The organism is Achromobacter sp. SD115 (assembly GCF_017355315.1).
In the GTDB taxonomy this organism is placed as follows: Bacteria; Pseudomonadota; Gammaproteobacteria; order Burkholderiales; family Burkholderiaceae_B; genus Achromobacter; species Achromobacter xylosoxidans_B.
Map to the genome: position 1 here is coordinate 225,728 of NZ_JADIJM010000005.1, position 14,682 is coordinate 240,409.

Annotated in this window: 11 protein-coding genes; 9 read left to right on the forward strand and 2 right to left on the reverse strand. The window is 67.0% G+C overall.

All coding sequences use genetic code 11. The features are described from left to right. Position 1: 1 nt before the first annotated feature. From IPU70_RS09615 to IPU70_RS09625, 3 genes are all read left to right on the forward strand, one after another. A complete protein-coding gene (locus IPU70_RS09615) occupies positions 2 to 1,618 on the forward strand; it encodes an AMP-binding protein (protein ID WP_207466792.1) in 1,617 nt (538 codons plus the stop codon). A 2-nt stretch (positions 1,619 to 1,620) separates the two neighbouring features. Then, positions 1,621 to 2,364: a GntR family transcriptional regulator gene (locus tag IPU70_RS09620; RefSeq protein ID WP_207466794.1), complete on the forward strand. Its 744-nt coding sequence runs from the start codon at positions 1,621 to 1,623 to the stop codon at positions 2,362 to 2,364. Between the two features lie 124 nt (positions 2,365 to 2,488). After that, positions 2,489 to 3,727: an ABC transporter substrate-binding protein gene (locus IPU70_RS09625; protein WP_207466797.1), complete on the forward strand. Its 1,239-nt coding sequence runs from the start codon at positions 2,489 to 2,491 to the stop codon at positions 3,725 to 3,727. Positions 3,728 to 3,769: 42 nt separating this feature from the next. Here the strand turns inward: IPU70_RS09625 and IPU70_RS09630 are convergent, their stop codons facing one another. Both IPU70_RS09630 and IPU70_RS09635 read right to left on the reverse strand, forming a co-directional pair. Next, the gene (locus tag IPU70_RS09630) at positions 3,770 to 5,032 is read right to left on the reverse strand and encodes a Zn-dependent hydrolase (protein ID WP_207466800.1); all 1,263 of its coding nucleotides are present in this window, start codon (positions 5,030 to 5,032) and stop codon (positions 3,770 to 3,772) included. Positions 5,033 to 5,043: 11 nt separating this feature from the next. Beyond that, entirely contained in the window at positions 5,044 to 6,399 is a 1,356-nt protein-coding gene (locus IPU70_RS09635) for a dihydroorotase family protein (protein ID WP_207466803.1), read from the reverse strand. A gap of 99 nt (positions 6,400 to 6,498) precedes the next feature. On the opposite strand from IPU70_RS09635, the gene IPU70_RS09640 reads away from it, so the two are divergent. The 6 genes from IPU70_RS09640 (at position 6,499) to hutH (ending at position 14,650) form a co-directional block, all read left to right on the forward strand. Then, complete coding sequence (locus IPU70_RS09640) at positions 6,499 to 7,389, forward strand: LysR family transcriptional regulator (RefSeq protein WP_207466805.1); 891 nt, start codon at positions 6,499 to 6,501, stop codon at positions 7,387 to 7,389. A gap of 220 nt (positions 7,390 to 7,609) precedes the next feature. Continuing rightward, positions 7,610 to 8,701 (forward strand): DUF917 domain-containing protein, encoded by a 1,092-nt coding sequence (locus IPU70_RS09645; protein WP_207466807.1) that lies wholly within the window; start codon positions 7,610 to 7,612, stop codon positions 8,699 to 8,701. A gap of 10 nt (positions 8,702 to 8,711) precedes the next feature. Continuing rightward, on the forward strand, positions 8,712 to 10,400 hold the full coding sequence (locus IPU70_RS09650; protein ID WP_207466809.1) for a urocanate hydratase: 1,689 nt from the start codon (positions 8,712 to 8,714) through the stop codon (positions 10,398 to 10,400). Next, positions 10,397 to 11,737 carry an MFS transporter gene (locus tag IPU70_RS09655; RefSeq protein WP_207466811.1) on the forward strand — a complete coding sequence of 447 codons (1,341 nt, stop codon included), beginning with the start codon at positions 10,397 to 10,399 and terminating at the stop codon, positions 11,735 to 11,737. The genes IPU70_RS09650 and IPU70_RS09655 overlap by 4 nt, the downstream gene beginning before the upstream one ends. Next, positions 11,730 to 12,824, forward strand: coding sequence for an MBL fold metallo-hydrolase (locus IPU70_RS09660; RefSeq protein WP_207466814.1), 1,095 nt, complete (start codon positions 11,730 to 11,732; stop codon positions 12,822 to 12,824). The genes IPU70_RS09655 and IPU70_RS09660 overlap by 8 nt, the downstream gene beginning before the upstream one ends. A gap of 98 nt (positions 12,825 to 12,922) precedes the next feature. Beyond that, a complete protein-coding gene (hutH, locus tag IPU70_RS09665) occupies positions 12,923 to 14,650 on the forward strand; it encodes a histidine ammonia-lyase (protein WP_207466816.1) in 1,728 nt (575 codons plus the stop codon). The last annotated feature ends 32 nt before the right edge of the window (positions 14,651 to 14,682 follow it).

Sequence of the window (14,682 nt, forward strand, 5' to 3'; positions counted from 1 at the left end):
CATGAACCTGCCGTACTCGACCTTCTCCGAACACCTGGACGCACTGGCCACCCGCCAACCGGGCGCGCCGCTCCTGATCGACCAGGACCAGCCTATCAGCGCCGAACAGCTGCGGGCGCAGAGCCGCGCGCTAGCCGCCGGTCTCGCACGCCTGGGCGTGCGCCCCGGCCAGCGCGTGGCGGTCTGGCTGCCCAATTGCGCCGCGTGGGTGCAATCCTTCCTGGCCTGCGCGCACCTGGGCGCGCTGGTGCTGGCGGTCAACACGCGCTTCCGGGCGCTGGAGCTGGCCGACATCCTGGGCCGCGGCAAGGCGGATTGGCTGGTGTTCTGGCCGGGGTTCAAGGGCATAGACTTCCAGGGCATCCTGGGCGAGGTCGCGCCAGAGCATCTGTCGCGCCTGCAAGGCGTGGTCGCGCTGGCCGGCGCCGATGAAGCGCAGCCCGCCTCCCTGCATGGCAAACCGGCGCACCGCTACCAGGATCTGCTGGCCTGCGCCGAGCCCGCGCCCGCGGCCCAGCCCAATGCGGGCGTGCTGTGCTTCACCACGTCCGGCACCACCTCCAAACCCAAGTTCGTGCTGCATGACCAGCGCACCTTGCTGCACCACGGCGCGGCCGTGGCCCGGGCCTATGGCTATGACGACCAGAGCTGCGTGCTGGCCAGCGCGCCGTTCTGCGGCGCCTTCGGTTTCGCGACCCTGGCCGGCGCCCTGGCGCAAGGCGCGCCCGTGGTCTGCGCGCCCGTGTTCGACGCGGCGCAATCCGCCGCCGCGGTGCGCCGCCACGCGGTGACGCACACCTACGCCAACAACGAAGCCCTGGTCGGCATGATGCGGGCCGCGGCCCCGGGCGACTTCGCCTCGGCCCGGCTGTTCGGCTTCGCCAGCTTCACGCCGGCGCTGGACAATATGCTGGACCTGGCTCGCGAAGCCGGCGTACCGCTTACCGGCCTGTACGGATCCAGCGAGTTGGTGGCGCTGGTCGCTGGCCAGCCGCGCGATCCGGCCGAGGGCGACGTGTCCGTGCGCTACCAGCCGGGCGGCACCCTGATCTATCCCGAAGCCCGCGTACGCGCCCGCGATCCCGCCACGGGCGAAGTCCTGCCCCAAGGACAGTCCGGCGAACTCGAAATCCTCTCGCCCAGCCTGATGCAGGGCTATCTGGACAATCCGGAGGCCACCCGCAACGCCTTGACCGACGACGGCTACTTCAAGACCGGCGATCTCGGCTACGCGCTGAACCCGCGCCAGTTCGTGTTCCAGACCCGCATGGGCGATTCGCTGCGCCTGTCCGGCTTCCTGGTCAATCCGGTGGAAATCGAGCAGGTAGTCGAAACCCTGCCTGGCGTGCGCGCCTGCCAGGTGGTAGGCGCCACCCACAAGGGCAAGACCGTACCCTACGCCTTCGTGCTGCTGCACGCAGGCGCGGCGGCGGACCCGGCAGGCTGGACCGCCGCGTGCAAGGCCGCGATGGCGGGTTTCAAGGCGCCGGCGGGCTTTAGCGTGCTGGACGAATTCCCTTCGGTGGAAAGCGCCAATTCGGTCAAGATCCAGAAGCACCGTCTGCGCGAGATGGCCGATGCCATACTCGCGGCTCCGCCCCTGACGCCTTCTGCCTGAACATGCCCGACCCCAAGCTCTTCTCGCGCAGCCCCCAGCCGCTGTATCTGCAGGCGGCGGCGCTGTTTCGCAGCAATATCCAGAACCGCACCTGGCGGCCCGGCCAGCAGATTCCGCCGCTGGAATCGCTGATGGCCACCTATGGCATCTCGCGCGCCACCATCCGACAGGCGTTCGGCCTGCTGGAAGACGATGGCCTGATCCGCCGCTCGCGCGGATCGGGCACCTTCGTCAACGCCGAACTGCCCGAGACGCCCACCCTGCTGATCCCCAAGACCTGGGCCGAAACCGTGGAACTGAGCAACCAGCTGGGCACAGTATCGCTGGTGGAATCCAGCGCCGATTCGCCCCTGCCCGACACGCTGGGCATGCCTTGCGGCGCGGACCGCAGCGGCAGCTTCCAGTATTTGCGGCGGATACACACCACCGATGGCGATCCCTTCTGCTATAGCGAGGTCTTCCTGGACAGCGTGCTGTTCCGCAAGCACCGCGCCCGCATCCGCAAGAGCACCGTGGCGCCGGTGCTGGACCAGTTCTACGGCGCGCGCATCAGCGAAGCGCGCCAGGTGCTGAACGTGATCGAGGCCGGCCAGGAATCCGCCGAGTCGCTGCAAATCCCCGTGTCCTCTCCGGTTGCGGAGTTGCGCCGCTATGCCTGCATCGACGGCCGCGTGGTGTATTTCGCGCGGCTGGAATTCCCGTTCCGCAAGGTGCGGATGGAATTCGACCTGCTGTCCCACCGCTAGACCGCTTTCACCACAAGGAGCTTCCCCACCGCGACCCGTCAGCTCAAGGCCAGAACAGAGCGCCGCAGCAGATCCCCAAGCGCCAGCAGTATCCGAACAAGATCCGGCATAAAGGAGACTAACCATGAAATGCCGTAGAACCCCCCGGATTTCCCTGAAGTTGCGCAGCACGCTAGCCCTGCTGTCCGCCTTCGCCGCCGCGCCCTGCGCCATGGCGCAGGCGATCTCCGATGACGTGGTCCGCCTGGGCCTGATCCTGGACATGAGCGGCGTGTATGCCGACGTCACGGGCAAAGGCAGCGCGACCGCCGCCGAAATGGCCATCGCCGACTTCGGTGGCACGGTGCTGGGCAAGAAGGTCGACCTGATGGTGGTGGATCACCAGAACAAGGCCGACATCGCCGCCGCCAAGGCGCGCGAGTGGTACGACACCCAGAAGGTCGACGCCATCATGGACGTGGCGGGCTCCGCCCCCGCGCTGGCCGTGCTGGAAGTGGCCCGCGAGAAAAAGAAGATCGTGGTGTTCAGCGGACCCGGCACCGAACGCATCACCAACGACCTGTGCTCGCCCTATTCCGTGCACTACACCTACGACACCTGGTCGCTGGCCAACACCACGGCGCGCGCCACGGTCGAGCAAGGCGGCAAGAGCTGGTACTTCCTGACGGCCGACTACGCCTTCGGTCACACCTTGCAAGCCTCCGCCACCGAAGTCGTCAAGGCCAACGGCGGCACCGTGCTGGGCGCATCGCGCCACCCGCTGGGCTCCAGCGATTTCGCCTCCTACCTGCTGCAGGCCCAGGCCAGCCGCGCGCAGATCGTGGGCCTGGCCAACGCCGGCGGCGACACGGTCAACGCCATCAAGGCGGCCAGCGAATTCGGGTTGACCAAGGGCGGCCAGAAGATGGCCGGACTGCTGCTGTACATCAACGACATCCACGCCATCGGCCTGGAAGCCGCCGCCGGCCTGACGCTGACGGAAGCCTTCTACTGGGACATGAACGACCAGACCCGGGCCTGGTCGCAGCGCTACTACGACAAGCTGAAGAAAATGCCCAACATGAGCCAGGCCGGCACGTATTCGTCGGTGATGCACTACCTGAAGGCGGTGCAGGCAGCCGGCACCGACGAGCCCACGGCGGTGATGAAGCAGATGAAGTCCATGCCCATCAACGACTTCTTCGCCACCAACGGCCGCATCCGCGAGGACGGGCGCATGGTGCACGACATGTACCTGTTCGAGGTGAAGAAGCCGTCCGAGTCCAAGCGGCCCTGGGACTACTACAAGCTGGTCGCCACCCTGCCTGGCGACCAGGCCTTCATGCCGCTGTCGCGCTCGTCCTGCCCGCTGGTGAAGAAGTAGCGGCAGCGCGAACGGCGGGCGCCTTCTAGGGCGCCCGCTCCACTATGCCCGCAACTTCCGGTCCAGTTCCAGCACGGACTGGTACAGCACGCGGGTGCCGCCCAGCAGCTGAGAGGATTCGATCCACTCTTCCGGGCAGTGGCTGCGGCCGTTCAGGCAGGGGATGAAGATCATGCCGATGGGACCCGTGGGCGCCATGTAGACCGCGTCGTGGCCCGCGCCGCTGGGCAGGCGCATCGAGGCATAGCCCAACAGGTCCGCGGCGGCCTGCACCGCATCCATCACCAGCGGCGTGCAGTCGGTGGGCCGGGCGCGGCTCAGCTGCGTGAAGCTGGCGGTCAGGCGCAGCGCCTTGAGGTCGCCCGTCACGCCAGCCATCAAGGTTTCCGGAAACGCATCCAGCACGGCATCGCTGTCGCTGCGCATTTCCAGCGTCAGTTCGACGCGCCCCGGCACCGCGTTGGCGGCATTGGGCGTCATGGACAGGCGGCCCACGGTGGCGACCACGTAATGCGGATTGCCGCTGGCGGCGCTGGCCTGGCGATTTGCGGCATCGATGATGCGGGCCGCGCCCACCAGGGCGTCGCGGCGGATGTCCATGGGCGTGGTGCCGGCATGGTCGGGCTGGCCTGCCACCGTGATCTGCACGCGGCGGATGCCGACGATGTTGGTGACCACGCCGATGGGCAGGCCGCGGCTTTCCAGCACCGGGCCTTGTTCGATATGCAGTTCGACGAAGGCGGCAGTGCCGCCCGGGCCGCGCAGCGGCGCGCCCAGCGCCGAGGGGTCGCCGCCGATGCGGGCAATGCCGGCCGCCAGCGTTTCGCCATCGGGGTTGCGGGCCTGCAGCATGTCGGGCGTCAACTGGCCGCAGAGGGCGCGGCTGCCGACGCAGGAGATGCCGTAGTCACTGGGCTCCTCGGACAGGAAGTCGATGACCTCGAAGGGGTGCTCCAGTTGAACGCCATGCTCGCGCAGGCTGTGGGCCACCTCGATGCCCGCCAGCACGCCGATGATGCCGTCGAATCGGCCGCCGGCCATGACGGTGTCGCAGTGCGAGCCGGTGGCGATGGGCTTGCGCGCCGGATCGCGCCCGGCCAGCGTGCCGACCAGGTTGCCGCCGGCGTCCAGGCGGGTCGAGAGGCCGGCGGCTTCGAATTCGCCGCGCAGCCAGGCGCGGGCTTCATCGAACAGCGGCGAGAACGCGCGGCGGGTCCAGGGGACGTCCGGCAGGGTATATCGGGAGAGAGTTTCGACGCGGGCCCAGAGGCGCTCGGCGTTAAGGGGGGGAAACTGCACAGACATTGCCGTGTCCCTCAAGCCTGGCGCGGGCGCAGGAAGCGGCCGTTGCCCTTCTGGTTGACGATGCGCTGTCCGTCATAGACCTGCTGGCCGCGGCACCAGGTGCCCGAGACGCGAACGCTGAACTCGCGGCCCTCGAACGAGCTCCACTGCACCGCCGACAGGCTGGTCGACGGATCGAAGGCATAGCGTTCCGGCTTGAGAATGACGATGTCGGCGTCCTTGCCCACGTCCAGCGTGCCCTTGCGGTCATCCAGCAGGAAGTGCTGCGCGGGGTTGCGGCTCAGTTGGCGCACCACCATGGACGGCGCGATGCCATGCTCTTCGCAGCCGGTCCAGAAGGCAGGCAGCAGCGTCTCCAGGCCGGGGCCGCCGGACGAGTTCTTGAACACGTTCGGATTCTGCTTGCGCTCCAGGCCCCAGCTGACATGGTCCGACGACACGAAGGTGCATTCGTCGTTGGCAATATGGGTCCAGAGCAGGTCGACCTCGGCCTTGGGCCGGATCGGCGGATAGTGCTTGGTCTTCGCGCCGAAGCGGCGGGTGTGCTCTTCGTGGTTCAGCATCAGATACTGGATGCAGGTTTCAATACTGGCGCGATGACCGCTGCGGCGGTACATATTGCAGATCTCAAAGCCGCGCGAGGTCGACACATGCACCGCGTGGGCGCGGGCGCCGGTTTCGGCGCCGATCTCATAGATCAGCGCCGTGGCCAGGTTCTCGATCAGCGGCGTGTGCGCCCGCATGAAGGCGTCCCAGCCCGTGTCCTCGGCCTCGACCAGGCGCGCGATGTTCTTGCGGGTCAGTTCCTGCATCTGGTTGTGCACGCCGCAAACCAGTCCGGACGGGGCAATCAGGCGGAAGGCTTCGTACAGGTCGTCTTCCTCGATGCGGGGAAACCGGCCCGGCGTGGCTTCGAAGGTAGAGAACTTGAACGCGCAGACCCCGCCTTCGATCAGGCCGGCCGCCGCCGCCAGGCCGTGCTGGGTGTTCAGGGTGCCGAACAGCGCCACGTCCACGTGGCAGTCGCGCTCGACTTCGGCGATCTTGGCCTCCAGTTGCGGGCGCGAGGCCACGGGTTCCGGATCGTCGTAAGGCATGTCGACCATGACCGTTACCCCGCCCGCCGCCGCCGCGCGCGACGCCCAGCCCAATCCCTCCTGGTTCAGCTGGCTGCCCGAGTGCACCTGGCCGTCGACCACGCCGGGCACGATCCACTGGCCGCGCGCATCCACGCTGTCGCGGGCCGCGGGAGGCTGACCAACGCCGCGCGCCGCGATCTTGCCGTCCCTCACCGCCAGCCAGCCGTCCATCGCCACGCCATCCGGGTCGACGATATTGCCGCGCACCACCAAATCGAAATCGCTCATGACCGCTTCCATCCTGGGTTGAATGCAGGCAGTGTAGGAGCCCCCTCCCAAAACGTCTTATGCTTATATGTGCGTGAGAATTAACATCAGGTTAAGCATATGAAATTGAATCTACGGCAGATCGAGGTCTTCCGGGCCATCATGCTCAGCGGTTCCATCAGTGGCGCGTCCAAGCTGCTTTTTGTCTCGCAGCCCGCGGTCAGCCGGCTGATCTCCTATACGGAACAACGCCTGGGCCTGATGCTGTTCCAGCGCATCAAGGGCCGGCTGTACCCCACGCCGGAAGCCCACCGGCTGTTCGTGGAGGTCACGGCGCTCTACCAGAACGTGCAGCGGGTCAACGAAGTGGCGGACAACCTGGCGGAAAACCGCGAAGGCCAGTTGCGGCTGTCCTGCAGCCCCAGCCTCGGCCAATCCCTGCTGCCGCGCGCGATCGCGCAGTTCCGGCGGCAATTCCCGGAAGTGCGCATCGTGCTGCAGACCCTGATCCCCGCAGTGATGCTGCAATCGCTGCTGACGCAGCAGGTGGAACTGGGCGTGGCCTACATGCCCGTGGACCACCCCAGCCTGGCATGGCAGCCGCTGTATGAAAACCAGATCGTGGCGGTACTGCCCAAAGGCCATCCGCTGGCGGCGCGCGGCCGCGTAACGGTGCACGATCTGGCCGAAGAGCCTCTGATCGGCTATAGCGCCGACATTCCCTTCGGCATGTTGATCAACAAACTGTTCGGCGGCGAGAACGAGCAGCCCGAACCGCGCATCGAGGTTCAGCAAGCCCACGTCGCCTGCGCGCTGGTGCAAGCCGGCGCCGGGGTGGCGCTGGTGGACGAGATCACGGTCGCCGGGCCGATCTGGTCGGAAGTGGTGACCCTGCCCATCATCGGCACCGTGAATGCGCCGGTCAATGTGTTCCACGTCCAGCTCCAGCCGCTATCCCGGCTGGCATTGGCCTTTATCGACGTGCTGCACAAGCTCGACCAGCGCGCCTAGCGCGGCTGCGCACCTTGCCCCGCGCCTAGGGGATATCCCTCAGGCCATGCGGCGGGCGCCCTATCGCTCCGCTATGAGCGCGCCCAGCAATTAACATGATGTTATGTACAAAGCATAAAAGGTAATACGACATTATCAAGCTTGCTTCCTATGATCCCCCCGTCCATCCCGCACAAGCGCTGCGGGATCGTTGAAAACAGCAATCGGGAGGAATGGGGTCATGGGAAGAATCTTGACGATGCAGGACGTCGAAGCCGCGGTTCGCGGCGGCTCGGTATTCGCCTGCGGCGGCGGCGGCTGGGCCGAGCATGGGCGCGAACTGGGCTCGCTGGCCGTAACCATCGGCCGCCCTGAACTGGTGACCATGGACGAGGTGCCGGACGACGCATGGATCGCCACCGCGGCCGCCATCGGCGCGCCGGGCGGACTCACCGACTGGCAGATGCTGGGCATCGACTACGTCAAGGCCGCGCAGCGGCTGCAGGACGCGCTCGGAGAACGGGTCTATGGACTGATCATCGGCCAGAACGGCATGTCCAGCACCTTGAACGGCTGGCTGCCTTCGGCGGTGCTGGGCACCAAGGTGGTCGACGCCGTGGGCGACATCCGCGCCCACCCCACCGGCGACATGGGTTCGTTGGGATTGGCGGGCAGCCCTGAACCGATGATCCAGTGCGCGGTGGGCGGCAACCGCTCCAGCAACTCCTATATGGAGCTGACCGTCCACGGCGCCACCGGCAAGGTCTCGCCGGTGCTGCGCAAGGCGGCCGACATGGCGGGCGGCTTCATCGCCAGCTGCCGCAACCCCATACGCGCATCCTACGTGCGCCGCCACGCCGCGCTGGGCGGCATCAGCAAGGCGCTGGCGCTGGGCGAGGCCATCATCGCGGCGCAGCCGCGCGGCGGCAGCGCGGTCATCGATGCGATCTGCAAGGCCACGCAGGGCGAGATCATCGCTTCCGGCAAGGTGGTGCGCAACACGCTGCGCTACACCGAAGAAGCCTTCGACATCGGCACCGTCGAAATCGGTGAAGGCGCCGCCAAGCGCGTCATCCATGTGATGAACGAGCACATGGCGGTGACCGACAACCACGGAGAACGGGTCGCCTGCTACCCGGACGTGATCACCACGCTGGACAGCGATGGCAACCCGGTCAGCGCGGGCAAGCTGCGCGAGGGCCTGCAGGTCAGCGTCCTGCACGTGCGCAAGCAACACATCCCCCTCTCCTCCAGCGTGACGGACCCGTCGGTCTACCCCATCGTGGAAAAGGCGCTGGGCATGAACTTCACCGACTACGCATTGGCATCCTGAGGTAAATGGCGTGAAACGAGAATTCAATATCCCCGGCGGCAACACCCTGCGCTGCAAAGGCTGGCGCCAGGAAGCGCTGCTGCGCCTGCTGGAAAACGTGCTGGCGGTGGGCGAAGACCCGGCCAACCTGGTGGTCTATGCGGCGCTGGGCCGCGCCGCGCGCGACTGGCCCGCGCATGACGCCATGGTCAAAGCCCTGATGGAACTGGAGGAAGATCAGACGCTCATCGTGCAATCGGGCAAGCCCATCGGCGTGCTGCGCACGCATCCGCAAGCGCCGATCGTGATCATGGCGAACTGCAACATGGTCGGTCAGTGGGCGCACGCCGAGAACTTCTACCAGCTGGAACGCGACAACCTGATCTGCTGGGGCGGACTGACAGCGGGCGACTGGCAGTACATCGGCTCGCAAGGCGTGATCCAGGGCACCTACGAGATCTTCTCGCGCATCGCCGAACGCCATTTCGACAACGATCTGCGCGGACGCTTCATCCTGACGGCGGGCATGGGCGGCATGGGCGGCGCGCAGCCGCTGGCAGGCCGCATGGCGAATGCCGCCATCCTCACGGTGGAGATCAACCCCGAGCGCATCGAAAAGCGCATCAAGGCGGGCTTCCTCGAACGGCGCGCCGACTCCCTGGACGAAGCCCTGGATCTGATCTGCCAGGCACAGGCCCGCCGCGAACCCATTTCGGTCGGTCTGCTGGGCAACGCCGCAGACGTCTACCCCGAAATCCTGGCTCGCGGCATCGTGCCCGACATTGTCACCGACCAGACCTCGGCGCACGACCTGGTCTATGGCTACATCCCCGCTGGCCATACGCTGGAACAAGTGGCGGAAATGCGCCGCAGCGACGTGTCTGGACTGATGGACGCCAGCCGCGCCTCGATCGTCCGGCATGTCACCGCCATGCTCGGGTTCCAGGACCGCGGCTCGGTTGTGTTCGACAACGGCAACCTCATCCGCACCCACGCCAAACAGGGCGGCGTCGAACGCGCCTTCGAGATCCCGGTTTTCACCGAAGCCTTCCTTCGGCCCCTGTTCGCCCGCGCCATCGGTCCATTCCGCTGGATCGCGCTGTCGAACGACGCCGACGACATCCGCAAGATCGACGACTTCCTGCTGCAACGCTTTCCGGACAACTTCATCGTGTCCAACTGGATCCGCCTGGCGCGTAAGGAAGTACCGTTCGAGGGCTTGCCCGCGCGCATCGCCTGGCTTGGGCACGGCGAGCGCACCGAGCTGGCGCTGGAAGTCAACCGGATGGTGCGCGAAGGCGTGCTCAGCGCGCCCGTGGCCTTCACGCGCGACCACTTGGACGCCGGCGCCATGGCCCATCCGAACATCATGACGGAAAACATGCGCGACGGCTCCGACGCCATCGCCGACTGGCCGTTGCTCAATGCCATGATCAATTGCTCGTCCAGCGCCGATCTGGTGGCGATCCATTCCGGCGGCGGCGGATACAGCGGCTACATGACCAGCGCCGGCGTCACGGTGGTGGCTGACGGCACCGCGGCCGCCGACCAGCGGCTGCGCCTGTCGATGACCAACGACACCGCCAGCGGCGTGCTGCGCTATGCCGACGCCGGCTACGAAGAGGCGCTGGACGAAGTGCAGAAAAAGGGCATCGCCCGCATCGACACCGCACGACAAGGGCATGACAGCCCTGGACGTGATCTCAGGGGAAAGCAATGAAAGACATCACGATCAATCCGGGAGTCGGGGCTCCACCCGGCCGTCCGGCACATCAGACTTCGGCGCACGAGCGCAGCGGCCGCAAGGCGGTGATTGCGGCATCGGCAGGCAATGCCCTCGAATGGTATGACTTCACCGTCTATGCCTTGTTCGCCGTCTATATCGGGCAGAACTTTTTCCATAACGCCGACCCGACCGTGCAATTGATGGCCTCGTTCCTGGCCTTCGGCCTGGGCTTCGTGGTGCGGCCCCTGGGCGCGCTGGTGCTGGGTTCCTATGGCGACCGCGCCGGGCGCAAGGCGGCGCTGACACTGACCATCATGCTGATGGCCGTGGGCACGCTGCTGATCGCGGCGGCGCCGCCTTATGCCGCGATCGGCGTGGGCGCTCCGCTGCTGATCGTCTGCGGCCGCGTGCTGCAGGGTTTCTCTGCCGGCGGCGAGGTCGGCGGCGCCACCGCCTTCCTGGTCGAGCATGCGCCAGAAGGCAAGCGCGGCCAGTACGCCTCGTGGCTGCAGGCCAGCATGGGGATCTCCAACCTGCTGGGCGCGCTGGTGGCGACCCTGGTCACCACGCTGCTGACCGAACAGCAGGTGGGCGAATGGGGCTGGCGCGTGCCCTTCATCATCGGCCTCGCAATCGCCCCGGTGGGTCTGTGGATGCGTCGGGCGCTGGACGAAACGCCGCATTTCCGCGAGGAACAGGCACGCCAGGCGCGCCAGGGTGACCACGTCAAGGCGCCGCTGCTGGCGGTCGTTCGGGACTATCCCAAGGAGCTGCTGACCGGCCTGTGCATGTCGGTGCTGTGGGCCGTCGGACCCTATGCTCTCATCATTTTCATGCCCATCTATGTGCAGAAATCGCTGGGCTTCAGCAGTTCGCAGGCCTTCCTGGCGGCGCTGGTGGGCAATCTGTTCCTGATCGGCGGCTGCGTATTTTCCGGCACGCTATCGGATCGCTACGGCCGCCGCAATGTGCTGCGCGCGGCGGCGCTGATCCTGCTGATCGCCGTCTACCCGCTGATGATGTGGCTGAAGGCAACGCATACCCAGGGCGCGCTCATCGTGGTGCAGTCGCTGTTCTGCCTGATGGTGGCCATGTACGTGGGCGTCGCCCCCGCAGCGCTGTCGGAAGTGTTTCCCACCAGCGTGCGCTCTTCGGGCATGTCCCTGTCGTACAACACGGCAGTCACCGTCCTGGGCGGATTCGCGCCGGCCATTCTTACGTGGATCACCTACACCACCGGGGTGGCGTTCGCGCCCGCGCTGTACGTAATGGGCGCCTGCGTGGTCGCGCTGGTGGCCTTGACGATTCTGCCGCAGGGCCGCCATGTCTAAAGTCCGCAATTCATTGATCGCCACCGCCGCGTTCGCGCTGGCCGGCTTGTGCTCGGCGCCGCTTGCGGCTTCTGAACCGCCGCGCGCGGCCGAACTGGTGCTGCTGGGCGTGGCGGGGGGGCCAACCTGGTACGGCGACGATTCGCCGCATGGAATCTCTTCCGCGGTGCTGGTCGACGGACGGGCATACATCGTCGACCTGGGCTCGGGCGCGTACCGCCAGTTGCGCCGCGCCGGCGTCAAGCCCGGCTCGGAACAGGCTGTCTTCCTGACGCACCTGCATACCGACCACATCATCGACTTGGCCAACCTGCTGATGTATGACCCCAGCGCCCGGCGCCGCGCCAAGGCATCGATGCAGATTTACGGACCCGGCCGGCGCGGCGCCCTACCGCCGCTTGCGCCAGGCATGAAGGACGACCCCGTGATCCACGCGGAGAATCCTTCCGCGGGTACTCGCGACCTGGTCGAATCGGTCATCGCCGGCATGTCGGCCGATCTGAACATACGGGTGCGCAGCGAAGGCGTGCCGGATATCCGGCAGTTCTTCCAGGCTCACGACATCGAGGTTCCGGCCGGCGTGGTCAAGGATCCCAACACCGAACCGGCCCCACCGATGGAGCCGTTCTCCGTCTGGCAGGACGAACGCGTCAAGGTCAGCGCCATCCTGGTGCCGCACGGACTGGTGTATCCCAACTTCGCCTACCGTTTCGACACCAAGGCTGGCTCGGTGGTGTTCTCCGGCGATACAGCGGTCAGCGAAAACCTGATCAAGCTGGCACGCGGCGCGGACATCCTGGTGCATGAGGCGATCGACCCGGCCTGGGTCGACCACATCGTCGGCGCCAAGCCCTGGGATGCGCGCCAGCAGGCGCTGGCCAAGCAACTGCTGGAGGCCCACACCACACCGCAGCAGGTGGGCGAGGTAGCCACCCGCGCCGGCGTCAAGACGCTGGTGCTGTCGCACCTGGTGCCGGGCGACGCCCCCGCGGAGCATTGGCTGCAGGCGCGGCAGACTTTCCGCGGACCCGTCGTGCTGGGTCAGGACCTGCTGCGCCTGCCCCTGGACGCCCCGCGCCAGCCCTAGCGGCCCGGCGTTCTTTCCAGCTGTGCTTCGTCACTGCCGGCCGCCTGGCGGTCGGCAGTGACGCCGCGCCTGTTTCTTCCATCCTGCCCGGAGTCGCTATGCCTATGCAGAACTCGCCGTCCGCCCCTGTCCGTCTGCGCGGAGCGGCCATCCGCCTGTCCCTTGCCGTCGCCGCGCTGCTGGGGATCCATGCGGCACCCGTGGCCGCCGCTTGTGCAGCCGTCAATCTGGACGGACGCTCGCTCACCCTGGCGCAGATCGAATCCGTCGCCAGACTAGGCTGCGGCGTGGCGCTGGCCGATGAAGCCATGCAGCGCGCGGAACGCTCCTACGACCTGCTGCTGGCCTACGCGCGCCTGGACCGGCCTGTGTACGGCTTGAACCGGGGCGTGGGGCTGAACAAGGACCAGACCATTTTCAAGGGCGGAGAGATTTCGCCCGAAGTCCGCAAATTGTCGGAGCAGTTCAACCGCAACCTGCTGCGCTCGCACAGCGCCGCCTATGGCGCGGAAGCGCCTCAGGAAGTCACCCGGGCGGCGATGCTGATCCGGCTGAATACCGCGCTGTTCGGCGGTTCCGGCTTGCAGCCGGCCGTGTTGCGCCAGTACGCCCAATTCCTCAATCGCGGCGTCACCCCGGTCATGTTCGGCGAGGGCTCGGTCGGACAGGCCGACATCACGATTCTTCCGCAGATCGGACTGGCGATGATGGGCGAAGGCCAGGCCTATTACCGCGGCCAGCGCTTGCCCGCCGCGCAGGCGCTGCGTCAGGCAGGCCTTGAGCCAGTGCAGCCCTTCGGCAAGGACGCCCTGGCCATCGTCAGTTCCAACGCCTATGGCGCCGCCATCGCATCGCTGGCGGCCCTGGACGCGGCCAGGCTGCTGTCCCAAGCCGATGCGGTCGCCGCGCTGTCGCTCGAGGGGCTGGACGGCAACCTGGCACCGGTACTGTCCGCGTCACAGGCCCAACGGCCCTATGACGGACAAGTGAACACGGCTGAACACATCCGCGTCCTGTTGCGCGGCAGCTCCCTGTGGCAGCGAGATACGCAACGCGCGCTACAGGATCCGTTGAGCTTTCGCACCGTGAGCCAGGCGCACGGCGCGGCGCGCGACATGCTGGCGCTGCTGCAGCGGCAATTGCTGCTGCAGATCAACAGTTCCGACGACAACCCGACCGTGGCGCTGGACGCGCAGCCGGCGGAAAATGCTCCTTCGTACGAGCTGCAGTTCTACGTGACGGAAGGTCCGGTCCGCGGCGCCGTACTGCCAAACGCCGGCTTCGATCCCAGCGCGTGGGCGCTGCCTTTGCAGGGCATGGGCATCGCCTTGTCCCAGGTGGCGCAGCTGTCGGCCCAGCGCACGCTGCGACTGACCGACACCGCGTTCACCGGACTCCCCCGGTTTCTCAGCCCGGGCAACGGCGCAATTGGCTACGGCCCTATCCAGAAGACGGTGTCGTCGCTGGCGACGGAGATAAGAGTGCTGGCGCTGCCGGTGATGACCGACGTTCAGCCCCAGGCCGGCAACATCGAAGACGTCGGCACCAACGCGCCGACCACGGCCCGCCGGATGGCGGCCCAGATCGATCGGTTGACGATGCTGCTGGCCGTGGAGTTGATGCACGCCGCCCAAGCCGTGGATCTGCGCGTGGCCCAGCGTCCCGGCTTCATGGTCGGAGCGGGAACCGGCGACCTGTGGCGCGATTTCCGCAAGCAGGTCCCCTATATGGCCGAAGACCGCCGCAACGATGAGGACATCGTCCGCGCCAGCGATTTTCTCGTGCGGCAGCGGCAACAGCCGGCAGGGGCTGGCGTGGCGCCCTGACCACCTGCCATGCCGCGCCCCTGCCAGCCGTG

Coding starts and splice junctions, on each gene's coding strand:
- IPU70_RS09615 (WP_207466792.1), top strand. CDS start 2: ATGAACCTGCCGTACTCGACCTTCTCCGAACACCTGGACGCACTGGCC.
- IPU70_RS09620 (WP_207466794.1), top strand. CDS start 1,621: ATGCCCGACCCCAAGCTCTTCTCGCGCAGCCCCCAGCCGCTGTATCTG.
- IPU70_RS09625 (WP_207466797.1), top strand. CDS start 2,489: ATGAAATGCCGTAGAACCCCCCGGATTTCCCTGAAGTTGCGCAGCACG.
- IPU70_RS09630 (WP_207466800.1), bottom strand. CDS start 5,032: ATGTCTGTGCAGTTTCCCCCCCTTAACGCCGAGCGCCTCTGGGCCCGC.
- IPU70_RS09635 (WP_207466803.1), bottom strand. CDS start 6,399: ATGAGCGATTTCGATTTGGTGGTGCGCGGCAATATCGTCGACCCGGAT.
- IPU70_RS09640 (WP_207466805.1), top strand. CDS start 6,499: ATGAAATTGAATCTACGGCAGATCGAGGTCTTCCGGGCCATCATGCTC.
- IPU70_RS09645 (WP_207466807.1), top strand. CDS start 7,610: ATGGGAAGAATCTTGACGATGCAGGACGTCGAAGCCGCGGTTCGCGGC.
- IPU70_RS09655 (WP_207466811.1), top strand. CDS start 10,397: ATGAAAGACATCACGATCAATCCGGGAGTCGGGGCTCCACCCGGCCGT.
- IPU70_RS09660 (WP_207466814.1), top strand. CDS start 11,730: ATGTCTAAAGTCCGCAATTCATTGATCGCCACCGCCGCGTTCGCGCTG.
- hutH (WP_207466816.1), top strand. CDS start 12,923: ATGCCTATGCAGAACTCGCCGTCCGCCCCTGTCCGTCTGCGCGGAGCG.